A 22,221-nucleotide genomic window follows, 5' to 3' on the forward strand; every position below is an offset into this window, starting at 1 on the left:
CTCAGCGACCCGCCGCGCGCAGGATGGCCGCGGCCACCGACTTGTCCTCCGCCTCGGGCACGCACCGCAGGTCCAGCAGCAGCCGGTCGCGCTCGACCCGGCCGAACACGGACGGTTCCCCCGTTCGCAGCGGTTGCGCCAGTACCGCCGGCAGCGCCAACGCCGCCGACTCCAGCTCCACGTCCGGCGCCCCGCCCCCTCCGACGACGGCGACCGAGTCCACGACCGCGGCGTCGATCCCGGGCAGCTCGGCCAGGATCGCCTCGGCCCGCCGCCGCAGCACGCCGGCGTCCGCGCGCAACCCGCGCCAGGTAGGCGTTTCCGGCCCGAGCAGCGTGGCCTCGATCGCGGCAAGCGTCAGCTTGTCCACGCGCAGCGCCCGCGCGAGCGGATGCCGCCGCAGCGACTCGACCAGGTCGGCCCGGCCGAGCAGCAGCCCGGCCTGGGGCCCGCCGAGCAGCTTGTCACCGCTCGCGGTCACGAGGTCGGCACCGTCCTTGAGCACCGTGTCGGCATCGGGCTCGTCGGGCAGCACCGGATCGGGCCGCAGCAACCCCGATCCTATGTCCACGACGACGGGGACGTCGAGGCCGGCGAGGGCGGCAACCGGTACCGTGGAAACGAAACCGCGCTGGAAGAAGTTCGACGGGTGCACCTTCAGCACGAACCCGGTCTGCGCCCCGATCGCCCGCCGATAGTCCTCCAGCGACGTCCGGTTGGTCGTGCCCACCTCCCGCAGCCGCGCGCCCGTCGACTCGAGCAGGTCAGGCAGCCGAAACCCGTCCCCGATCTCGACGAGCTCGCCGCGGCTGACCACGATCTCGCGTCCGGCCGCCAATCCCGTGGCCGCCAACACGAGTGCCGCCGCACCGTTATTCAGCAGGTGTACCGCCTGTGCCCGCGGAACCGCCCCCGCCAGCGCATCCAGCGCCCCCCGCCCGCGGCGGGCCCGGCGGCCGCTGTCCAGGTCGAGTTCGACGTCGGTGTGGCCGGCCGCCTTGACCAGCGCCCCGATCGCCGCGTCGGACAGCGCCGCGCGCCCGAGGTTCGTGTGCAGCACGACGCCGGTGGCGTTGAGCACGGTACGCATGCCGCCGCGCAACCGCCGCTCGACCTCCCCGACCACGTCCCCGGCCGCGACCTCCCCACGCCGGACCCGGTCGAGCTCCTCGCGCACCACGACCCTGGCCCGGTCGCGCGGAAAGCCGGCCAGCCGCGGATCGTCGAGCACCGTATCGGTCCTGGGCACCGCCCGTCGCGGATCCAAGGCAGCCCTCACTCTCAGCGTTCCCGTGCCCCTCCACGCTAACAGCGCCGAGTTATCCACAGGCGGCGATTGCTCCTGGCGCGCGTCGGGTGAGGGCGCGCACGCTGAGGGTGACACACGGAACGGGGGTCCGCACATGCGGCGCTTCACCATGTTCGCCCTGGACTGGACGGGCAAGCTGCTCCTGCTGGTGGGCCTGGTGGCGGCCCACGGCGCCCTGCTGGCGGTGGTGCTGACGGCGATCTTCGCCCGCCGCCACCTGAGCACGGCCGCCGACGGCATGGCCTGGGCCGGCTGGTGCCTGGGCGCCGCGGGCATCTGCTTCTGGCTGCACCGCCGGCTCACCGCGAAGCAGGCGGCCGAGTCATGAAGGACGCGACCGCGAAGATCACGAGAACCACGACGGTCTACGGCCGCACCTACAAGATCTCCGCCGCGGCCACCGGCTCCGAGGACGTCGACCTCGAGGTCCTCATGCTGAACGGGTCCGACGAGGAGATCGGCCGCCTGATGGGCCGGATCCCGCGACCGAGCCTGCACTCGGTCGGGCAGGCCTTGAGCGCCCTGGCCGGCATCACCAGCGGCGCCCGTGCACCGGGGTCGGGCAACAAGCGCATCGACCAGCTGCGCAAGACGTACCCGAACGCGTACCAGCCGTGGACCGACGGGGACGACCAGCAGCTGGCCAAACTCTATGGGGACGGCGCTTCGATCAAGGACCTGTCGACGGCGTTCGGCCGCCAGACGGGCGCGATCATCGCGCGGCTGACGGTGCTGGGCCAGATCGAGGCCGCCGTCCCGCCCCGCAAGCCGCCGTCCCAGCCTTCGCCGACCGCTGCTGTGCCGGATCGCCCAGCCCCTGCGAGCGACGGGATCGATCCACCCTTCTGAGCGGACGCACGTCGTGGTGAAGAGATCACCACCGGGGTTTCCTGCCCTCGCCGCTCGCACGAGCAGCGTGCCGCACACGATGTGCGGGCAGGGGCTGTTGGCGGAGACGGACGGGAATCGAACCCGCCTGGCCCGGGTTCCGGACCACACCAGTTTTGAAGACTGGGAGGGGCACCAGCCGCCCGCACGCCTCCGGTGCCGAGCGTACTTACCAGCTTGCGGACCAGGTGTACCAGGGTCCGTCGAGCACCCGGAACCGCGGCCCCTCCCAGGCGCCGTTGCCGAGGCCGGTGCCGAAGCCGCCGGGGAAGTACCCCCAGCCGACGTCGTCGAAGCCAAGCAGCGTCTCGTACTCGCCGGCGTAGAAGATGTAGCCGCCGTCGACGGCGTACGCGCTGCCGACCTTGCACGCCCCGATCAGGTCGGGCACCGTGACCGGATCGAACAGGTCGTCCCCGTCGCGCGGTGCCGGCAGGCCCTGCACGAACGCGTCGAATGTGTCCCGGCGGAAGCATCCGGGGAACGCCTGGGCCTCCCGCGTCCGTTCCCGCGCCAGGTACAGCACCCCGAGCCCGATGATCGCGCCGGCGAGGAGTCCGAGCACCATTCCGACATAGATCAGCCGACGAGCGACGCTCATGGCCACGGAGTCTTCCAGAGTCCGCCCCGACCCGAAGTCCCGCAGCGTGCCAGCCGCCCGCCCGATTTTGTCGTACCCCCCGACTAGCGTCCGGGGCATGAAGTTCAACCGCGGATGGTGGGGCATCGGCCTCGGGGACTACCTCCCCTGCAAGTTCACCTATCAGCTCTATGACCTCGCCTCACTGCCGGCGGTTGACGTGCCCGGCGGCTACGACTGGCTGGTTGGCGCGGATCCGGTCGGGAAGCGGATGTACCGGGCGGAGGGCGACGTGCCGGCCGGGCTGGCGTTCGACGAGTTCTTCGCGCGGCCCGAGTTGCCGCTGGCGTTCGCGTCGCCGACGGACTGTTTCTGGCGGGTGCGGGACCGCGGGGAGTTCGAGAGCGGGCGGCTGGTGGAGTTCATGGCCGACTCGCAGGGGTGCGTGTACTGGTACCTGTTCGTCGGGGCGGACGGGGCGCAGCCGGTGCTGGCGGGGGATGCCGGCGACGGTGAGCTCGTGCAGGCGGCGGACTCGTTCGGCGAGTTCCTGCGGCGGCTGTGGATCGAGACGACGGGGTGGTACGAGATCGTCGGCGAGAAGCGGCCGCCGGAAGCGTGGTCGCCGCTGGTGCGGGAGTACGTGCGGCAACTGGAGACTAGGGTCGGGTCATGACGTATGCCGAGGTGAACGGGGTCTCGCTCTGGTACGAGGAGCACGGCGCCGGTGAGCCGCTGGTGCTGCTGCACGGCGGGTTCTGGACCGTTGAGATGTTCGGGGAGCTGCTGGCGGCCCTGGCGGAGCGGCGGCGGGTGATCGGGGTCGAGCTGCAGGGGCACGGGCACACACCGAATGCGGAGCGGCCGCTGCGGTACGAGACGTGTGCCGATGACGTGGCCGCGCTGATCCGGCACCTGGGGCTCGGGCGGGTCGACGTGATGGGGTACTCGCTCGGGGCCGGGACGGCGGTTCGGATCGCGATTCAGCATCCGGACGTGGTGCGGCGGCTCGTTGTCGTCTCGACGCCGGTGCGGCGGACCGGGTGGTTCCCGGAGGTGCTGGCCGGGATGGCGCAGCTGGGGCCGGAGGCGGCCGAGGGGATGAAGGGCTCGCCGCTGTACGCCGCCTACGCCAAGGTGGCACCGCGGGTCGAGGACTGGCCGGTGCTGGGGGCGAAGCTGGGGGAGTTGCTGCGGCGGGACTACGACTGGTCTCCGGAGGCGGCGCGGATTCGGGCGCGGACCATGCTCGTGTACGCGGACGCCGACTCGATCCCGCCCGCGCACATCGCCGAGTTCTACGCACTGCTCGGGGGCGGGCTGCGCGACGCGGACTGGGACGCCTCGAAGCGGGTGGCGTCGCGGCTGGCGATCATCCCGGGGCGGACGCACTACGACATCACCGGGGCGCCGTCGCTGCCCGGGCTGGTGGAGGACTTCCTGACCGTGCCGGACTGATGCGAGTCGCGGCCGCGGACACGAGAACGGGAGAGGAAGCAGGGGACAGCAGGCAGGAGGGAGCAGCCAGGGGAAAGCAGGCAGGGGAGTGCAGGCGGGGAAAGCAGGCGGGGAGAGGAGTGAGGAGGACGAGCCGTTCGTGGCGCTTCGCGGGCAGGTCGGTGGGCCGGGAACGCTGACGCGGCAAGGGGGAGAAGAGGCGAGGCGCGGACCGGGAAGCCCGCGCCTCCGGGAGGGAGAGAGAACAGAAGGGGTGCAGGTCAGCCGTCGATGCGGTGGGTGGTCCAGAAGGAGGTGAGGCTGGTTGCGCCGGCGGCGGACTGGGCGGCGGCCTTGAAGTCGGGGACGGTCGAGACGCCGTACCAGTGGGATTGGGCGTAGTTGAACATCAGATTGGACATCGTGGTGGTGCCGAGGGTGCGGCGCAGGTCGTGCAGGGCGCACTTGCCGTAGCCGTAGATGACCGTCGAGTAGCGGGAGGAGTGGGCGTCCCAGTAGGCCATCGAGCTGGTCAGGCGTTCGCTGGAGGACTGCCAGGTCACCGAGTTCCAGCAGTTGGTGCCGGTCTTGTTGAAGTACAGGTCGGTGGCGTAGTCGGTGAAGGCCTCGTCGAGCCAGGGCGTCGTGTACTCGTCGTCGCCGACGATGCCGTAGAACCACTGGTGCGCCAGTTCGTGGGCCAGGGCTGTCGACGAGACGACATCGAGGACGAAGCCGGGGTACTCCATGCCGCCGAACCAGAAGTTGTTGTCCAGCACCACGTCGGCCTCGCCGTACGGGTAGGCGCCGAAGCGGGAGGAGTGGGCGTCCAGGGCTCCCATCGCGGTGGAGAGCATGGAGCTCGCGCTGCTCGCGGAGATGGCGCTCGTGCGGTAGACGTTGACGCGGTAGCCGCCGGGGGAGACGCCGGTGGTCTTGGTGAAGGGGCCCGCGGCCCAGGCGAAGTCGCGGACGTTGGTCGCGACCGAGCGGGTCACGGTGCGGCCGGTCGCGCCAGGAGTGTCGGTGGCGGTGCCGGTCGCGGGGACCGACAGGGAAGTGGGGTGGTCCAGGGTCACGTCGAAGTCGCTGATGAGGCTGTAGAACGACTCGCCGTTGTTCGTGTACGGGGACAGGTGCCAGCCGGCGCCGTCGCGGACCGCGAGGACGGGCAGGGCGTTGCCGATGAAGTTGTACGCGCCGTCGCGGCCGAAGCGGTCGGCGCCCGCGGGTACCACGATGCCGAGGTCGAAGCCGATCGTCGCGGAGGCGTTCTGGGCGAGCGGCGTGGGGAGCGTGATCTTCAGGGCGGTGCAGTTGACCGAGAGGGCGGCCGGGGTACCGCCGGTCACGTTGGTGACGGTGATCGGCGTGTTCGACGGGCAGGTGCCGTGGTAGTTGTCCCACAGGCGCAGGTACACCTCGGGCAGGGCCGTCGGTGAGGTGTTGGTGAACGTGACCGTCTCGTGGCCGGTCCACGAGGCGCCGGTGCTGTTGCTCGTGAGGGTGACGGTGTAGTCGGCCAGGCCGGGTGTCCTGGTGGTGTCGACCGCGGCGTGCGCCGGCGAGGCGATGACCCCGACGGCGACGGCGGTGGCGGTGGTGACCGCGGCGGTGAACGCGGTCAGGAGCCGGATCGTCATGCCGCGAGCATCCGGGCATCGAACGACGAGCGTCAATGCGGGACGACCCCCTGCGAGACCCTCGTCCGCGCCGGCGATCAAGTGCGGTCGCCCGAGAGGTGGCCGTCAGGAAATCGCTCTCCCCACTTGACGCGGCACGGTGCGCCAGGAGTAGCGTGCCGGTTGAGAGAGCGCTCTCTGTCCCCGCCAGGAAGCTAGGAGAGCCATGCGCACCACACGGAAATGGGTCGTCGGCGTCACCGCCGCGGCCACGCTCGCACTGGTCGCCATCACCGCCGTGGCGAACGCCGGAACCAACGCCGGGACCAGCGGCAACGCCGGAACAAGCGGAAGCGCCCAGCTCGCCGCCGCCGGCTCGCCCACGCCGCCGGCCGGGTTCACGCTCACCTGGAGCGACGAGTTCAACGGCGCCTCCGGTACCGGCGTGAACACCGGCACGTGGAAGTACGACACCGGACCGGGCAGCAGCTTCGGTACCGGCGAGATCGAGACCATGACCAACAGCACGGCCAACGTGTTCCAGGACGGCGCCGGGCACCTGGTGCTGCGCGCGCTGCACAGCGGCAGCGACCCGCGGGCCGGCTGGACGTCCGGGCGGATCGAGACCCAGGCCGCCACGTTCGGTGCCGACGCCGGGGACGTGGTCCGGATGGAGTCCTCGATCCAGCAGCCGAACGTGACCACGGCCAACGGGGCCGGGTACTGGCCGGCGTTCTGGATGCTCGGCTCCACGCTGCGCACCGGCACGACGTGGCCGACCAGCGGCGAGGTCGACATCCTCGAGGACATCAACGGGCGCAGCTCGGTCTTCGGCACGCTGCACTGCGGCACCAACCCGGGCGGGCCGTGCAACGAGTCGACCGGCCTGGGCAGCGGCGAGCGGGCGTGCGCCGGGTGCCAGACCGGCTACCACACCTATGCGGTGGAGATCGACCGGTCCAAGTCGCCGGAAGAGATTCGCTGGTACCTCGACGGGGCGAACTACTTCACCCTGCCCGCGACCCGCGTGGACGCCACGACCTGGAACAACGCCGTGCACCACCCGTTCTTCATCATCTACGACCTGGCCATGGGCGGCGGATTCCCCGACGCGTTCGGCGGCGGTCCCAACGCCAGCACGATCTCCGGCGCGCAGATGAACATCGACTGGGTCGCGGTGTACAACAAGAAGGGCGGCACCACGACGCCGCCCGGCACCAACATCGCGCAGGGCAAGCCGACCACCGCCTCGTCGTCGGAGAACGCGGGCACGGCCGCCGGGAACGCGACCGACGGCAACGCCGGCACCCGCTGGTCGAGCGCGTTCAGCGATCCGCAGTGGCTGCAGGTCGACCTCGGCCAGTCCTACAACCTCACGAGCGTCAACCTGAACTGGGAAGCCGCCTACGCCAAGGCCTTCCAGATCCAGACCTCGGCCGACGGGACGAACTGGACCAGCATCTACAGCACCACGTCGGGCACCGGCGGCAACCAGACGCTGAACGTCTCCGGATCCGGGCGTTATGTCCGGGTGTACGGCACGCAGCGCGCCACCGCCTACGGCTACTCCCTCTACGAGTTCGGCCTGACCGGTACTCCGGGCGGCGGAACGGGCGGCGGCACGCTGCTGTCCCAGGGGCACCCGACCACTGCCTCGTCGACGGAGAACGCGGGCACGCCCGCCGCGAACGCCACCGACGGCAACACCGGCACCCGCTGGTCGAGCGCGTTCAGCGACCCGCAGTGGCTGCGCGTCGACCTGGGCGCCACCCACTCGATCAGCAAGGTCAACCTGAACTGGGAGGCGGCCTACGCCAAGGCCTTCCAGGTCCAGACGTCCAACGACGGGACGAACTGGACGACCATCTACAGCACCACGACCGGCACCGGCGGCAACCAGACCCTGAACGTGACAGGCTCCGGCCGGTATGTCCGGGTCAACGGCACCCAGCGCGCCACGGCCTACGGCTACTCGCTGTTCGAGTTCCAGGTCTACGGCAGCTGAGGCGATACTGACGCGGTGGACGCCCGCCGCGCACTCGAGGCCGCCGCGGCCGTCCTGCACGGACGCGGCGGCCCCGACCGTGCGGCCCTGGCCGCGATTCTGCTCCGGGAGGCCGCGGCCGAACCGCCGATCACCGAGCGAATCGCCGAACTGATCTCGGGCGGCCGCGCGGCGGAGGCCCTGGACGTGGGCGGGCAGGCGCTCGATGCGACGGCGGGCGACGAGCACACCGCGCTGTGCCTGCACCTCGCCGAGGCCTGCCTGATCCTGCGCCGGTGGGACGACGCCGACCGGTACGCGGACCGAGCGGCCGACCCCGACCACCCGTCCGCGCTCGCGATCAGGGCGGATGCGGCGTTCGGCCGCGGCGACCTCGACCGGGCCGCCGAACTCGCCGCCCAGGTCATCGAGTCCGCGAACGGGGCCCAGCCGCGCGACTCGGAGACGGCGATCCGGCCCGGGGCGGCGCAGAACGAAGACTCCGGGGCGGCGTTGCGGCCCGGGGCGGTGCCGACCGACGTGGTTCGGGCGATCATCACCCGGGCGCGCTGCGAGGCTCGGAGGGACGCGGCGACGGCGGCCGAGATGTACCGGCGGGCGGCGCGGCTGGCGGCGGGTCATGGGCTCCTCGCACCCAGGGTTGCCGCGCTGCTGGGGCTGGCCACGATCGAGCTCAACGACGGCGCGGACAGCCCGGCGCTGGCCGAGGCCCGGCGGGTCGCGCTCGACGGCGGGCAGCTCGCGCACGTGCTGTGGGCGGACGTGCTCCAGGCCGAGGCGCGGCTGCTCGTCGACGGACCCGCGGCCGGGCGCGCCGCGGCGGAACGGGCGGCCGGGCTCGCGGCGACCCTCGAACTGCCGGGGTTGGAGGCGGTGGCCGAGTTGATCGCGGCGCTCGCCCAGGCCGCGGGCGGCGATCCGAAAGGTGGGCGTGCGCTTGCCGAACGCGCCGCGCACCGGCCCCTCGCGCCCGCCGAGGTGCTCGCCGGGCCGGACATGGTGGACGGGGTGGTCGCGGTGCTCGGCCACGACCGGGCCGGGGCCGCCGTCGCGCTCAGCCGGAGTGTGGACATCCTGCGCGGCCGCGATGAGACGGCGCCAGTGCCGACCTGGGGCCTCTGGACGCTGATCAACGCAGCCACGCCGGCAAACACGACCGCGAACCCGCTGCCGCCGCACGATGCGACGCGGCCGCATGACGCGACGCGGCCGCATGACGCGACGCGGCCGCATGACGCGACGCGGCCGCACGACGCGATGCCGCTGCTCGCGGCGATGCGGGGCGTGAACCGGGGAGCCGTCGACTATGCGGCGGCGATCGAGGCCGGGCGAACCGGGGACATGGCCGAGGCGGCGCGGCGGTATGCGGCCGGGAAAGCAATGGTCACCGGGTGGTGGGGGCGACTCCTGCGGCTGGTCGTGCTCGAAGCCGCCGTCGCCGACCAGTGGGGCGATCCCGTGCCCGACCTGCGCGCCGATCTCGCCGCCGCCGAGCGGGAGGGGGACGAGGCCGGCGCGCGCATCCTGCGGGGGCTGTTGCGCCGGGCCGGGGCGGGCACCCGGAAGGGGCGCGGGAACGCCACGGTGCCGGACGGGCTGCGGGCCGCCGGGGTGACCAGCCGGGAGATGGACGTCCTCGAGCTGGTCGGCGAAGGGCTCACCAACCGGCAGATCGCCGAGCGGCTGTTCCTCTCCGCGCGCACCGTCGACACGCACGTGGCCGCGCTGCTGCGGAAGACCGGGACCGCGACGAGAGGTGCGCTTAAGTCGGTGACGGCTGCCGATTTCCGGCCGGGCCGGACCGGCGACGCTGGGCGGCATGGATGAGCTGCAGCGGACCGTGGTGGTCACCGGCGGTACCGATGGGATCGGGCGGGCCGTCGCGCTCAAGCTCGGTGCGCAGGGCGACCGGGTCCTCTTCACCGGCCGGGATCCCGGCCGGGCCGCCGGCACGCTCGCCGGGCTGCCGCCGGGGCGCGGGAGCATGTTCCTGCCCGCCGACCTCTCGCTCATGGCCGACACCGGGCGGCTCGCCGACGAGATCCAGGCGAGGACCGGGAAGATCGACGCGCTCGTGTGCTGTGCCGGGTGTCTGGCCAACGAGCCGGCGTGGACGGCGGAGGGCAACGAGTACACGCTGGCGTTGAATGTCCTGTCGCGGTTGCTGCTCGTCGAGAGGCTCCAGCAACGCCTGGCAAACGTCGTGCTCGTGGCGGCGGCGGGAAGGTATCCGGACACGCTGAACTTCGACGATCTGCAGGCGCGCAAGGGCGGGCGGGGGCGGTGGGTCTCCGGGCGCACCCAGTTCGCCAACGATCTGCTCGCCGTCGAGCTCGCCGAGCGGCGTCCGGAGCTCGGGGTCTTCTGCGTGTACCCCGGGCTGACCCGCACCGCCGTGTTCCGCAACGCCACCGGGTTCCCCGCGCCGGTACGGGCCGTCGCGATGCTGGTGCAGCGGCTCGTCGGGCGCGATCCGGGCCGGGCGGCCGAGACGCCGGCGCGGCTGGCCGGGCCCGAGCGGTACCGCAGCGGGTTCTACGGCCCCGGCCTGCGCCCCAGAGCCATCCCGGCGAGGGCGCGGGATCCGAGGCGGCGCGAACAGCTATGGGCGGCCGGACAGGAATGCCTCGACGTGTGACGCGACCAGGGACGGGCGGTTCAGGTCCGGGGCGTTGTGGTCGGCGTCCGGCAGCACCTCGCACCGCGCGTCCGGCATGATCGCCGCGAGCCGCGGTGCCACCTCGCGGATGTAGGCGGGGACCTTCGTGCCGGTCAGCAGCAGCGCCGGGGTGGTGATCCGCGCGTACCGGGAGCCGTCGGAGTCCAGGCGGGCGATCTCGCCGATCTCGCCCGGCGTGGTGGGCATCATGGCGAGGGTCTCCGCGCCGTCCCTGCCGCGCAGCAGCAGGTACGCGAGGCCGTAGTGGACCGCCATCGGGGCCGGGGGGATCGGGACCAGGCCGGTGCGCTTGGTGAACGTCGCCATCGCCGCGTGCGGGCGGCCCCGCGCCAGCAGGCGGGAGAAGTCGGGCAGCCAGGCGAGGTCGAACGAGCCGTCGAGACTGACGCCCGGGTCGTACGCCGCGAGCCTCGAAAACGGCCGCCGGAGCGCCGTGTGCAGGGCGATCAGCCCGCCGTAGCTGTGGCCGAAGAGCAGCTCGGAGCCGGTGGCGGCGGCGACGGCCAGGACGTCGTCGACCTCGCGCTCGATCGAGTACGCCGGGCCCTGCGGACCGCTGGCGCCGCGGCCCCGGCGGTCGATCGCGTGCACACGGTACCGCGGCAGGCTCCGCATGAAGCGCTCGTAGTGGTGCGCGCGCCGGTTGTTGCCCGGGACCACCACCAGGCCGGGGCCCTCGCCGGTGCTGCGGAAGCTGATCGCCGTGCCGTCCGCGGAGACGGCGACATCCATGTCGGTCATGCCGGAAGTCTGGCCGGAGGCGCTGGCAAAGCCCTGTCAGACCGCTGGCAGGAACTGCGAGCGCAACAGGCCGAACACGGCACTGTCGTGAAACCGACCGTCGTCCTCCAGGGAGAAGTCCCGCATCGTCCCCTCCCGGGTGAAGCCGAGGGACGTCAGCAGCCGGACGGAGCGGTGGTTGTCGGCGATCGTGTGCGCCTGGACGCGGTGCAGGTGCATCGGGCCGAAGCCGTACCCGAGGATCGCCCGCGCCGCCTCGCTCGCGTAGCCGTGGCCCCAGTGCGCGAGCGCCAGGTCGTAGCCCAGCTCGGCGCGGCGGTGCATGCGGTGCCAGCTGTGCAGGCCCATCAGGCCGATCACCTGCCCGCCGGCCTCGAGGGCCCAGTGCCGGCGCAGGTCGGCGGCCGTCTCGGCCAGCAGGTACTCCAGGAACGCCTCGCACTCCGCGAGGCTGCGCAGGGGTTCGTCGTTGTACCGCTGGACCTCCGGGTCGCCCCGGAACACCAGGACGTCCCGCGCGTCGGCGACGGTAGGCTCGCGAAGCACGAGCCGTTCCGTGTGGATCGGCAGCAGGACCACGACCGGCACCCTAGACCACCGCCGGCGCGGGCGAGCGGACGGGGAGAGCGAGTGCGGATCGGGCTGCTGGGTCCCCTGGAGGTGCGCGCCGGCGACGGGGAGATCGTCGAGGTCGGCGGGTCGCGCCTGCGGGTGCTCGTGACGCTCCTCGCGCTGCAGCCCGGCCGGGTCGTCACCGCCGCCCGGCTGGCCGACGGGCTGTGGGGCGAGCATCCGCCCGGCGGGGCCGGCAACGCGCTGCAGTCGCTGGTGTCGCGGCTGCGCCGGGTGCTGCCCGACGGGGTGCTGCAGGCCCGGCCGACCGGGTACCAGCTCGACGTCGAGCCCGGGGACGTCGACCACCTGCGGTTCGAGGCGCTGGTCGAGCGGGCCCGGGCGACCGCGGACCCGGCCGGGGCCGCGGTGCTGTTCCGGCAGGCCGAGGCGCTGTGGCGCGGTCCGGCGCTGGCCGACGCCGGGGACGCCGCGTTCGCCCGGCCCTGGCGCGCCCGCCTCGACGAGCTGCGCTTCGCCGCCATGGAGGACCGCCTGGAGGCCGAGCTCGGCATCGGCGAGCGGGTCGTCGCCGAGCTGGAGGCCCTGGTCGCCGCCCATCCGCTGCGGGAGCGGCTCGTCGGGCTGCTCATGCGCGCGCTCGCCTACGCCGGCCGCGGGGCCGAGGCGCAGGCGGCGTTCGAGCGCTGCCGGGAGCGCCTCGCCGACGAGCTGGGGGCGGATCCCTCGCCGGGGCTGCATGCGGTACACGTGCAGATCCTGCGGGGAGAGGCCGCGACCGAGCGCCGGGAACCCGCGGCCGGCAACCTGCGGGCCCCGCTGACGAGCTTCGTCGGGCGCGACACCGACCTCGGCACCGTGCGCCGGCTCGTCGCCGCCGGGCGGCTGGTCACGCTCGTCGGGCCCGGCGGCGCCGGCAAGACCCGCCTCGCCATCGAGACCGGGCGGGCCATGGCCGGCGACGTCCCGGACGGGGTGTGGCTGGTCGAGCTCGCGCCGGTCACCGACCCGGCCGACGTCATCCAGGCCGTCTGGGGCGCGCTCGGGCTGCGCGACCCGGCCGGCAAGCCCGGACCTGGGCGGCGCGCCGAGCCCGACGACCCACCCCGCCGGCTGGCCGCGGCGCTGGCCCACCGGCGGCTGCTGCTGGTGCTCGACAACTGCGAGCAGATCGTGGCGGCCGCCGCCGAGCTGGCCGAGCGGCTGCTGGGGGAGTGCCCGCGGCTGCGCATCCTGGCCACCAGCCGGGAGCCGCTCGGGATCACCGGCGAGACGCTCTTCGGCGTGGAGCCGCTCGGCGAGGACTCGGCCGCGCGGCTGTTCACCGACCGCGCCGCCGCCGTGCGGCCCGGGCTCGCCGACGACCCGGACGCCGTCGCCCGGATCTGCCGGGCCCTCGACGGGATGCCGCTCGCGATCGAGCTCGCCGCGGCCCGCTGCCGATCGCTGACCCCGGCCCACCTCGCGGACCGGCTCGACGACCGGTTCCGGCTGCTCAACCGGGGCAGCCGGACCGCCCGGCCGCGGCACCAGACGCTGCGCGCGGTCGTCGACTGGAGCTGGGACCTGCTCGCCGAGCCCGAGCGGGTCATGCTGCGCCGGCTGGCCATCTTCCCCGGCGGGGCGACCCTGGAGGCGGCGGCCGCGGTCTGCGACCCCGATGGGGGCCTCGGCGACCCGGACGCGCTGCTGACCACGCTGGCCGAGAAGTCGCTGCTGGTGACCGGGGACGACCTGCGGTACCGGATGCTGGAGACGATCCGCGCCTACGGCCTGGAACGCCTCGGCGAGCACGGCGAGACCGACGAGCTGCGCCGCCGCCACGGCGCCTGGTTCCTGGCCCTGGCCCAGCGCCGCGAGCCGGACCTGCGCGGCACCCGGCAGCTCGAGGCGCTCGCCGAGCTCGGCGCCGAGCACGACAACCTGCACGGGGCCCTGCGCCGGGCCATCGCGGCCGGCGACAGCGACCTCGCGGTGCGGCTCGTCGCCGTCGTCGGCTGGTACTGGTGGCTCGGCGGGCACCGGGTCGAGGGCGCCGCCCTGGCCTCCGCCGCGCTGTCCCTGCCCGGCCCGGCCGACCCGGACGCCCGCGCGCTGGCCTGCGGGGTGGCCGCCGTGAACGGGTTCGACGGCCTCGGCGACACCGAGATGCTCGACGGCTGGTTCTCGGAGGCAGTGGAGTACAAGGGGAACCATCCGCTCTTCCGGCTCTTCCAAGCCGTCGCCGGGCTCTATCGCGAGGGCCCGGTCGGCTCCGTCCTGGAGCGGATCACGGTCCTGGCCGCCGACGACGACCCGTGGATCGCCGGCCTCGGCCGCCTGCTCGTCGGGCACGCGCTGCTCAACACCGGCGCGCACGCCGGCGAGTCACTGGCCGCGTTCGAGTCCTCGCTGGAGGCGTTCCAGGGCCTCGGCGAGCGGTGGGGCATGTCCTTCGCGCTCGCCGCGCTCGCCGAGGCCAAGGCCCACCAGGGGCGCCACGGGGAGGCGATCGCGCACTACGAGGAGGCGCTGACCTATCTGCGCCTGCTCGGATCGACCGAGGACCGCCCGGTCACAGAAGTGCGACTGGCCCAGTTGTACAGTCTGATCGGCGACCATCCCCGCGCCGACGCGACGATGGCCGAGGCCCGCCGCACCGCCAACCGGTCCGGCGTGCCCGACAGCATCGCGTTCGTCGAGTACGCGTACGCCGACCAGGCCCTGCGCGCCGGCCGCCTCGACGAGGCCCGCCCCCGGTTCGCGCACGCGCTGGACATCGTCGGGGACAACCGGGTCTCGCCGCAGATGCTCGCCCTGCTGCACTCCGGCCGCGCCGTGCTGCTGGCCCACGACGGGGAGCACGAGGCGGCCCGGGACGCGATCCGCACCGCGGTCGACTTCGGGCGGGCGGCGTTCGATGCCCTTGCCGTCGGTACGGCCGTGGACGACGCCGCCGAGGCCGCGCTGCTGGGCGGGGACGCGGCGCGGGCGGTGACGCTCATGACCGCCGCCCAGACCGTGCGCGGCGCCACCGACGCCACCCGTCCGTGGACCTCGGCGGTCTATGTGCGGGCCGTCGGGGAACTGACGCCTGAGGTGTACGCCACAGCCGTCGAACAGGGCAGCAAGGCCACGCTGGAGAACGTGCTCGACTACTTCCCCGCCCGTAATTGCGTTGAGCCGCCCCCGGCTCCCGAGGCAGGCTGGAGGCACCGCAGCAAGTAACCCCGGGGGCCTCACCGTGCGTCTCATTCGTGATCTCTGGGCCACGTCACCGCGTCGAACCGCGGTCGTGGCCTTCCTCGTCCTGCTCGGCGCCGCCGGGCAGGCGGCCGCGTCCGCGATCGGCGGGTCCGTCCTCATCCATCGATCATGGGCGATGTTTGGCGTGCTCGCCGCCGCCCTCGCCGCCGCCGTGCTGACCGACGTCGCCGTCGCGCTCATCATGGCCCGCCTCACCGCCGACTGGGCCGCCGACGTGCGCCGCCGGCTGTGCCGGGTCGCGTTCGGGCAGGACCTGCCGACCCTGGAGACCACGCCGGTCGGCGAGCTGCTCGACCGGATCGACAACGACGTCTACCAGGTCGCCGCCGAGCTGCGCAACGCCGGCGTCCGCATCGCGCAGTCGGCCTGCTACACCGTGCTGTCCGTCGCGGTCGCGCTGTTCGTGTGGTGGCCGGCCGGCCTCGCGATGATCGTCATCGCCGTCGCGCTGTACCTCGGCCTGCGCAAGCCGACCGCGAAGATCGCCGCCAGCCGGATGGGCGAGGAGGAGGCCTGGAGCGACCTCGCCGCCGTCATGGAGGAGTCCATCCACGGCCAGGACGACGTGCGGACCTCCCTCGCCCGCCCGTACGTGCTGCGCCTCTTCGCCCGCCGCGCCGCCGTCGTGCTCGAACGCGGCCGCCGGGTCTGGGTCCGCTCCGCCGCCGTCACGTCCGTCGCCTCCGGCTTCGTGCGCCTCACCATCGCCGTGATCGTCCTCGGCGGCGTGTGGGCGCTCGCCGCCGGGCACCTCGACGTGGCCCGGCTCAGCGCGGTCTGGCTGCTCGCGCTGGGCTTCGGCGCGACCGTGGAGCATACGAGCCGGATGGTGCCCGACCTGCAGTACGCGCTCGGCGCCTGGGCCCGCGTGCAACTCCTGCGGGACTCCGCCCAGGAACCCGCCGGCGGGCGAACGCCCGAACCCGGAGACCTCGAGGTGCGCGAGCTGACCTTCCGGTACTCCGGGACGGCCCGCAAACCGGCCCTGCGCGACGTGAGCCTCACGTTCGCCCGGGGCCGTTCCTATGCGCTGATCGGGCGTACCGGATCGGGGAAATCCACCCTGGCCAAGGTCCTGACCCGGGCCGTGGACCTGCCGCGCGGCACGGTGTTCCTGGGCGGCGTCGACCTGCTCGACCTCGACCTGGAACTGCTGCGCCGCTGGATCGCCGTGGTGCCGCAGCGCACCGAGATCCTGGCCGGCACGCTCGCCGAGAACATCGCGCTGTTCGACCCCGCGCTGCTCGGCGCGGCCGAGCGGGCGATCGACGAGCTCGGGCTCGCCGGCTGGGTCGCGGAGCTGCCCGACGGCCTCGAGACCCGCCTCGGCGACGGCGGCCACGTGCTGTCGGCCGGGCAGGAACAGCTCGTCGCGTTCGCCCGGATCGTGGTCCGCGACCCGCAGGTCGTCATCCTCGACGAGGCGACCGCGCGGCTCGACCCGGTGACGGAGGCGCAGGTGCAGCGGGCGACCGGCCGGCTGCTCGCCGGGCGGATCGGCATCATCGTGGCGCATCGGCTTTCCTCGGTACAGCAATGCGACGAGGTCGTGGTCCTGTCCGACGGCGCCGTGCTGGAGGCGGGCCCGCTCGCCGCGTCGTCGCGGTTCGCCGCGCTGCTGGCTGATTCTGTCGGGGCTTTGGTTGCACGCAAGCCTTCGACCGCGCTCGTCACCACCGCTGCCGTCAGGTCCGAGCCGCCGCCGCTGCCGTCGGTGCCGCGGACCCGCACGATGTGGAACATCTTCAAGCTGGCGACCAACGACTGGCGGTTCGGGCTCGTCTCCGTGGTCATGTTCGCGCTGATGACCCTCGTCGGCCTCGACGGCTCCGTGCTGCCGTGGCTGTGGGCCGACCTCGTCGACGGCGCGGGCGGCACGCTGTGGCCGGCCGTGGGCATCACGGTGGCGCTGCTGGTGCCGATGGCGCTGCCGTACTACACCGGCAAGTGGTTCCCGGAGTGGTGGGTCCGCCAGCTGCTGCGCATCAGCCTGCGGCTCGTGCACGGCCAGACCGGCGCCCGCCGGGTCAGCAAGCACACCCCGGCCGAGGTCGTGGCCCAGGGCGGCGACACCGAACGGGTCGTCGTGCTCGCCGACAACCTCGTCGACCAGTGGATCTGCCTGTGGGTCCTGGCGTCGATGACGGTCGTCGCGGGCTCGTTCATCCCGGCCGCGTTCATGGCCGCGACGATCGTGCTCTCCGGCCTGGCCGCGACCCTGTTCGGCCCGTCGCTGAAGCGCTCGGCCCAGCGGACGGTGGCGGCGCGGGCCGCGTTCGCCACCGCCCTCGTGTCGTCGCTGTCCGCCGCTCGTACCGTGAAGCTCGCCGGAGCCACCGCGCCCGTCCTCGCCCACCTGGCCAAGCTCGACCGCGTCCGCAGCGGCCGCCTGCGCCAGGAGATCGCGGTGCAGGTCTGGGCCCGGTCGACCCCGGCGCTCGTCAGCGGCCTGCTGCCGATCGGCGCCTGGGCGCTGCTGCTGTCGGGCCGGCTCACCGCCGGGGCCACGCTGATCGCGGTCTCGACGCTGGGCTCGGCGCGGTGGTTCGCCTGGACCACGGCGTCGCTGATCTCCCAGCTGCCCTCGGCCCGCGTGTGGACGCGCCGGACGATCGAGATGGTGGGCAACGGGGAGTACGCGGCGGCCGTGCCCGGCGTCGACCTCTCCGCGGGCACCGCCCCGGCCCCGCCGACCGCGCCGCGCCACCCGCTGCGCCGGCTCGAGCTCGACGGGTTCGCCGCGGTGCACGAGGACGGCACGGTGGCGGTGCGCGACCTCGACCTGTCCATCGAACGCGGACAGCTGGTCCTGGTCGTCGGCCCGGTCGGCTCCGGCAAGTCGTCGCTGCTGCGCGCCCTGGCCGGGATCGTGCACCACACCGGCCGGCTGCGCTGGAACGGCGAGGCGGTGACCGAGCCGGAGATGTTCCTGCGGCCCAACCAGATCGGGTACGTGGCCCAGCTGCCGCGCGTCCTGTCCGGAACGGTCGCCGACAACATCGCCCTCGGCCACGAGGTCGACGCCACCAGCGCGGTCTCCACGGCCCAGCTGGAGCACGACCTGACCGCCGCGGGCGCCGGGATGGGCCTGCTCATCGGCCACAAGGGCACCCGCCTGTCCGGCGGGCAGCTGCAGCGCCTGGCCCTGGCCCGAGCCCTGGCGCCGCGCACGGAGCTGCTCATCGCCGACGACGTGTCCTCGGCCCTGGACGTGACGACGGAACTGGCGCTGTGGCGCGCCCTGCGCGAGCACGGCATCACGGTGATCGGCTCCACGTCGAAGCGCGCCGCCCTGACCCAGGCCGACCGCGTGATCGTCCTGCAGGACGGCACGGCGGCGGCCCAGGGCACCTGGCGCGAGCTGGAACCTACGTGGGGCCACCTGGCTGGGTAGGCCGCCCGTGGTCCCGGGCCGACCGATACAGCGCCTGCACCGTGGCAACGGCCGTCCGTCCCTCCTCGGCCGTTGCCACGGGCTCGCCGTTGAGGATGGCCTCGTACTGCCGCCGGAACGACAACGTGTATTCGCGGTCCCCGTCGACGGCGTGGGTCCGTCGCCCGTCGACGCTCACACCTGAGGAGTCGATGGTGAGCGTCCCGCCCTGGCACACGACGGTCGTCTCGTGGAAGAACTCCTTCGAGTCGACGAGCGTGAGATGGGCCTGCACGCCGCTCTCCATGTGGAGCGTGACGGCCGCGGACGTCTCGATCTCGCGGTCCCGCGGCGTGGCGATGCCCCCGGCCACCAGGCGCGGCCGCGTGCCGAGGAGCCAGCACGCGCGGTCGATGCTGTGCACGCCGACGAGCATCGCGATCCCGCCGCCGGCCAGTGCTCGGCTAATGAACCACGCCGGTCTGCCCGGGCTCTGGTAGTCGGTCGAGCGCCGCTCGAGGTAGAGCAGCGGCGCGCCGAGCTTCGCGAGTTCGTCCCTGGCCGCCATGACCTGCCCGAAGAACCGCCCCTGCTGCCCGACGTAGAGCTGTCCCGGCTTCGCCGCGGCGATCATCCGGTCGCACTCCTCGACGGTGCGGCCCATGGGCTTCTCGACGAGCACCTTGCGGCCGGCCGCGAGCGCTTCGAGGGCCAGCTCCAGGTGATAGGCATGCGGCACGGCGAGCACCACGAGGTCGGCCTCCTCGACCGCCCGTCCGACGCGCGCACCGTACTGCTGCGCGAGCCGCTCGGCCCGCTGCGGGTCGCGATCCTCGACCACGACAAGCTCGAGCCCCTCGGTCTCGGCCGCCGCGGCCGCGTGCCGCCAGGCGACCTCCCCGGCCCCGACAATCCCCAACCGCATGGGGGACATGGTTTCATGGCGCGCATGAGCTACGACCTGACGTTCCTGCACAAGCCGGCCGACGTCTCGTGGGACGACCTGCGGGACGCCGAGGAGGACGCGGACCTCTCCGACGAGGCCCCCGACGCCGCGCAGTGGGCCGCGATCACGGCGGCGGCCACGCAGCTGCTGGGCGAGGTCGAGCTGCACGCCGGCGAGGCCTTCTTCGAGCTCGACCACAACCCGACGGGCCTCCAGCTGACCCTGTACGCCGGCAGCGCCGCCATCACCGTCCCGTACTGGCACCAGGGCCCCGACGCCCAGCGGGTCGTCCGCACCATGTACGACCTGGCCGCGATCGTCGAGCGCCACACCGGCCTGACGGGCTACGACCCGCAGCTGGAACGCCCGACGGCCGAGGCGTCCCCGGAACACGCCGTGACCATCTTCGACCAGACCGCGGCCATCCTCCGCCGCCGGCCGCAGCCCTAGCCGGTTGCGGTCGTATCGCGGCGTGATTGCATGTCGGCCATGAGCTACGACCTCCACTTCGTGCCCAAGAGCCCTGACCAGTCGTGGGAGGACGCCCTGCGCGGCGAGGTCTCCGACACCCCGCCGGACGCTGTGGCGTGGGCGGCCATCGCCGACGCCGCGCGCCGGATTCTGGGCGAGGTCGAGGTGCAGGGCGGTCGGGCCTCGTTCGAGCTGGAGCACGAGCCGACGGGCATCGAGCTCGCCCTGTACGGCCGCTACGCCTCGCTGACCGTTCCCTTCTGGTACAAGGGCGAGGACGCCGCGCAGGTGGTGCGCGCCCTGTACGCGCTCGCCCTGGCGGTCGAGCGGCACACCGGCCTGACCGGCTACGACCCGCAGGTGGAGTCGCCCGTGGCCGAGGCCGACGCGGAGCGGGCGGTGGCCGTCTTCGACGACGTGGCCGCCGACTTTGCCGCGCGCGGGATCAGCAGCCCGAGCAACGACCTCTGACCCGCGCCGCCCGGGGCCGTCAGACGGTGACGAGGCCCGACTCGTAGGCGAACACGACCAGCTGGGCGCGGTCGCGGGCCTGCAGCTTCGTCATCGCCCGGCTGATGTGCGTCTTCGCCGTGGCCAGGCTGATCACCATTCGCTCGGCGATCTCGTCGTTCGAGTGGCCGCGGGCGGCGAGGGCCACCACCTCGCGCTCGCGGTTCGTGAGCGTGTTCACCGCGCCGTGCAGCGGGCCGCGCGGCGGGCGGGCCACGAACTCCGCGATGAGCCGCCGGGTGACCGCCGGGGAGAGCAGGGCGTCGCCGCGGGCCGCGACGCGCACGCCGTAGAGCAGGTCGTCCGGCTCGGTGTCCTTCACCATGAAGCCGGCGGCCCCCGCGCGCAGCGCCGCGTAGACGTACTCGTCCAGCCCGTAGTTCGTCAGGATCACCACGTGCACGCCGGCGAGCGCGGGGTCGGTCGCGATCCGCCGGGTGGCCTCGATCCCGTCGACGCCGGGCATCTGGATGTCGACGAGGGCCACGTCGGGCAGGTGCTCCGCGGCGAGGGCGACCGCCTGCTCGCCGTCGGCGCCCTCGGCCACCACCTCGATGTCGTCCTCGGCGGCCAGCAGCGCCCGGAACCCGGCCCGGATCAGCGCCTGGTCGTCGACCAGCAGCACCCGAATCACGCCGGTCATGCCCGCACCGCGGTCCCGTGCACCCGGTCGCCGTCCTCCGCCGCGGCCGGGCGTGGGCTGAGCGGCAGCCGGGCCTCGACGGTGAAGCCGCCGGCCGGGCGGCCGCCGGTGCGCAGGGTGCCGCCCAGAGCCGTGACCCGCTCGCGCATGCCGGTCAGCCCGACGCCCGGGACGTACTCGTCGGTGCCGAGGCCGTCGTCCTCGACCCGGATGGTCACCGCGTCCGCCGCGAACTCGACGCACACGGTCGCCTCCGCCGGGCCGGCGTGCCGGGCCGCGTTGGTCAGCGCCTCCTGCACGATCCGGTACGCGGCCTCGTCGACCGCCGCCGGCACCTCCCGCCGCGGCCCGGTCACGTGCACCGTCACCGGCAGCCCGGCCAGGCGGACGCCCTCCGTGAGGCGGTCGATGCCGTCGATGCCGTGGGCCACGTCGCCGGCCGGCGGGTCCAGGTCGGTGCGCAGGACCTCCAGGGTGTTGCGCAGCTCGCGCATGGCCTCGCCGCTGGCCTGCTGGATGGCGACCAGGGCGTCCGGCACCGGCTCGTCGTGCTTGCGGGCCAGGTGGACCGCCACACCCGCCTGGATCTTGATGATGGAGATGCTGTGGGTCAGGGAGTCGTGCAGCTCGCGGGCGATGCGCAGGCGCTCCTCGACCGCGCGGCGGCGGGCCGTCTCCTCGCGGGTGCGCTCCGCTTCTTCCGCGCGGCGCTCGACCTGCTCCAGGTACGCCCGGTGCTGCCGCGACACCTCCGCCATCACCGAGGCGGCGACCATCCAGCCGATGATGAGGAACCAGCGCTGGAACACGTCGGCCGGCTTGGCCCCCGAGCCGATCGCGTCGCCCACGATGCCGACGAGCAGGATCGCGGCGATCGCGGCGCGCGCGGTCCGGCCGTGGCCGCGGTGGACGCAGGTGTACAGCGCGATCAGCACCGGCACCGCCGGCCCCACCCCGGGGTAGCCGAGCACCAGGTAGGCCAGCAGGCTCGCGGCCGCCACGGCGAGCACCGGGCGCGGGAACCGCTTCCGCGCCGCGAGGGCCAGCCCGGCCACGACCAGCAGCACCACGCCGAGGGCGTCGAGGCCGGTGCGCGCCTCGGGAGCGGTGAGCGCCCCGCCGACCGCCACCACGGCGGCCCCGGCCGCCAGGGCGAGGTCGGATCCCCGGAAGGAGCGCAATGCCAGTTTCATGCGC

19 protein-coding genes and 1 tRNA gene are annotated in these 22,221 nt (G+C 73.6%); 11 read left to right on the forward strand and 9 right to left on the reverse strand.

Features of this window, described 5'->3' with window-relative positions; genetic code table 11:
- Position 1: 1 nt before the first annotated feature.
- Positions 2-1,249 carry an L-seryl-tRNA(Sec) selenium transferase gene (gene selA / locus ACQPZ4_RS15125; protein WP_433060712.1) on the reverse strand — a complete coding sequence of 416 codons (1,248 nt, stop codon included), beginning with the start codon at positions 1,247-1,249 and terminating at the stop codon, positions 2-4.
- Between the two features lie 154 nt (positions 1,250-1,403).
- Between selA and ACQPZ4_RS15130 the strand changes: the two genes are divergently transcribed.
- Both ACQPZ4_RS15130 and ACQPZ4_RS15135 read left to right on the forward strand, forming a co-directional pair.
- Positions 1,404-1,637, forward strand: a complete 234-nt coding sequence (locus ACQPZ4_RS15130) for a hypothetical protein (protein ID WP_433060714.1) — start codon at positions 1,404-1,406, stop codon at positions 1,635-1,637.
- Positions 1,634-2,158 (forward strand): hypothetical protein, encoded by a 525-nt coding sequence (locus tag ACQPZ4_RS15135; RefSeq protein WP_433060717.1) that lies wholly within the window; start codon positions 1,634-1,636, stop codon positions 2,156-2,158. The genes ACQPZ4_RS15130 and ACQPZ4_RS15135 overlap by 4 nt, the downstream gene beginning before the upstream one ends.
- 98 nt (positions 2,159-2,256) lie before the next feature.
- Here ACQPZ4_RS15135 and ACQPZ4_RS15140 read toward each other — a convergent pair.
- Positions 2,257-2,352, reverse strand: a tRNA-Sec gene (locus ACQPZ4_RS15140).
- 14 nt (positions 2,353-2,366) lie between these two features.
- Complete coding sequence (locus ACQPZ4_RS15145; protein ID WP_433060720.1) at positions 2,367-2,798, reverse strand: hypothetical protein; 432 nt, start codon at positions 2,796-2,798, stop codon at positions 2,367-2,369.
- A 97-nt stretch (positions 2,799-2,895) separates the two neighbouring features.
- Between ACQPZ4_RS15145 and ACQPZ4_RS15150 the strand changes: the two genes are divergently transcribed.
- Together ACQPZ4_RS15150 and ACQPZ4_RS15155 are read left to right on the forward strand one after the other, a co-directional pair.
- Positions 2,896-3,453, forward strand: a complete 558-nt coding sequence (locus ACQPZ4_RS15150; RefSeq protein ID WP_433060723.1) for a hypothetical protein — start codon at positions 2,896-2,898, stop codon at positions 3,451-3,453.
- Entirely contained in the window at positions 3,450-4,235 is a 786-nt protein-coding gene (locus ACQPZ4_RS15155) for an alpha/beta fold hydrolase (protein ID WP_433060726.1), read from the forward strand. The genes ACQPZ4_RS15150 and ACQPZ4_RS15155 overlap by 4 nt, the downstream gene beginning before the upstream one ends.
- 260 nt (positions 4,236-4,495) lie before the next feature.
- Here ACQPZ4_RS15155 and ACQPZ4_RS15160 read toward each other — a convergent pair whose 3' ends face one another.
- Positions 4,496-5,857 (reverse strand): M1 family metallopeptidase, encoded by a 1,362-nt coding sequence (locus ACQPZ4_RS15160; RefSeq protein ID WP_433060729.1) that lies wholly within the window; start codon positions 5,855-5,857, stop codon positions 4,496-4,498.
- A 205-nt stretch (positions 5,858-6,062) separates the two neighbouring features.
- Here ACQPZ4_RS15160 and ACQPZ4_RS15165 point away from each other — a divergent pair, with 205 nt between their 5' ends.
- From ACQPZ4_RS15165 to ACQPZ4_RS15175, 3 genes are read left to right on the forward strand one after another with little or no spacing between them, the layout of a single operon-like run.
- Positions 6,063-7,841 (forward strand): discoidin domain-containing protein, encoded by a 1,779-nt coding sequence (locus tag ACQPZ4_RS15165; protein WP_433060733.1) that lies wholly within the window; start codon positions 6,063-6,065, stop codon positions 7,839-7,841.
- Positions 7,842-7,856: 15 nt separating this feature from the next.
- Entirely contained in the window at positions 7,857-9,668 is a 1,812-nt protein-coding gene (locus ACQPZ4_RS15170) for a LuxR C-terminal-related transcriptional regulator (protein ID WP_433060736.1), read from the forward strand.
- A complete protein-coding gene (locus tag ACQPZ4_RS15175) occupies positions 9,661-10,479 on the forward strand; it encodes an SDR family NAD(P)-dependent oxidoreductase (protein ID WP_433060738.1) in 819 nt (272 codons plus the stop codon). Before ACQPZ4_RS15170 ends, ACQPZ4_RS15175 begins: the two co-directional genes overlap by 8 nt.
- Here the strand turns inward: ACQPZ4_RS15175 and ACQPZ4_RS15180 are convergent.
- Together ACQPZ4_RS15180 and ACQPZ4_RS15185 are read right to left on the reverse strand one after the other, a co-directional pair.
- Positions 10,444-11,262 (reverse strand): alpha/beta fold hydrolase, encoded by an 819-nt coding sequence (locus ACQPZ4_RS15180; RefSeq protein ID WP_433060741.1) that lies wholly within the window; start codon positions 11,260-11,262, stop codon positions 10,444-10,446. The genes ACQPZ4_RS15175 and ACQPZ4_RS15180 overlap by 36 nt on opposite strands.
- 36 nt (positions 11,263-11,298) lie before the next feature.
- Positions 11,299-11,841: a GNAT family N-acetyltransferase gene (locus tag ACQPZ4_RS15185; RefSeq protein ID WP_433060744.1), complete on the reverse strand. Its 543-nt coding sequence runs from the start codon at positions 11,839-11,841 to the stop codon at positions 11,299-11,301.
- 51 nt (positions 11,842-11,892) lie between these two features.
- On the opposite strand from ACQPZ4_RS15185, the gene ACQPZ4_RS15190 reads away from it, so the two are divergent.
- On the forward strand, positions 11,893-15,042 hold the full coding sequence (locus ACQPZ4_RS15190; RefSeq protein WP_433060747.1) for a BTAD domain-containing putative transcriptional regulator: 3,150 nt from the start codon (positions 11,893-11,895) through the stop codon (positions 15,040-15,042).
- A 16-nt stretch (positions 15,043-15,058) separates the two neighbouring features.
- Positions 15,059-18,475 (forward strand): ATP-binding cassette domain-containing protein, encoded by a 3,417-nt coding sequence (locus tag ACQPZ4_RS15195; protein ID WP_433060750.1) that lies wholly within the window; start codon positions 15,059-15,061, stop codon positions 18,473-18,475.
- On the opposite strand, the gene ACQPZ4_RS15200 is transcribed toward ACQPZ4_RS15195, so the two are convergent.
- Positions 18,450-19,379, reverse strand: coding sequence for a Gfo/Idh/MocA family protein (locus tag ACQPZ4_RS15200; protein WP_433060752.1), 930 nt, complete (start codon positions 19,377-19,379; stop codon positions 18,450-18,452). The genes ACQPZ4_RS15195 and ACQPZ4_RS15200 overlap by 26 nt on opposite strands.
- A gap of 24 nt (positions 19,380-19,403) precedes the next feature.
- Between ACQPZ4_RS15200 and ACQPZ4_RS15205 the strand changes: the two genes are divergently transcribed.
- A complete protein-coding gene (locus tag ACQPZ4_RS15205) occupies positions 19,404-19,850 on the forward strand; it encodes a hypothetical protein (RefSeq protein ID WP_433060754.1) in 447 nt (148 codons plus the stop codon).
- Positions 19,851-19,889: 39 nt separating this feature from the next.
- A complete protein-coding gene (locus ACQPZ4_RS15210) occupies positions 19,890-20,342 on the forward strand; it encodes a hypothetical protein (protein ID WP_433060757.1) in 453 nt (150 codons plus the stop codon).
- 19 nt (positions 20,343-20,361) lie between these two features.
- Here the strand turns inward: ACQPZ4_RS15210 and ACQPZ4_RS15215 are convergent, their stop codons facing one another.
- On the reverse strand, positions 20,362-21,015 hold the full coding sequence (locus tag ACQPZ4_RS15215; RefSeq protein ID WP_433066533.1) for a response regulator: 654 nt from the start codon (positions 21,013-21,015) through the stop codon (positions 20,362-20,364).
- Positions 21,016-21,020: 5 nt separating this feature from the next.
- Entirely contained in the window at positions 21,021-22,217 is a 1,197-nt protein-coding gene (locus ACQPZ4_RS15220) for a sensor histidine kinase (RefSeq protein ID WP_433060759.1), read from the reverse strand.
- Positions 22,218-22,221 lie beyond the last annotated feature (4 nt).

This window comes from Dactylosporangium sp. CS-033363 (assembly GCF_050942475.1).
Classification (GTDB): Bacteria; Actinomycetota; Actinomycetes; order Mycobacteriales; family Micromonosporaceae; genus Dactylosporangium.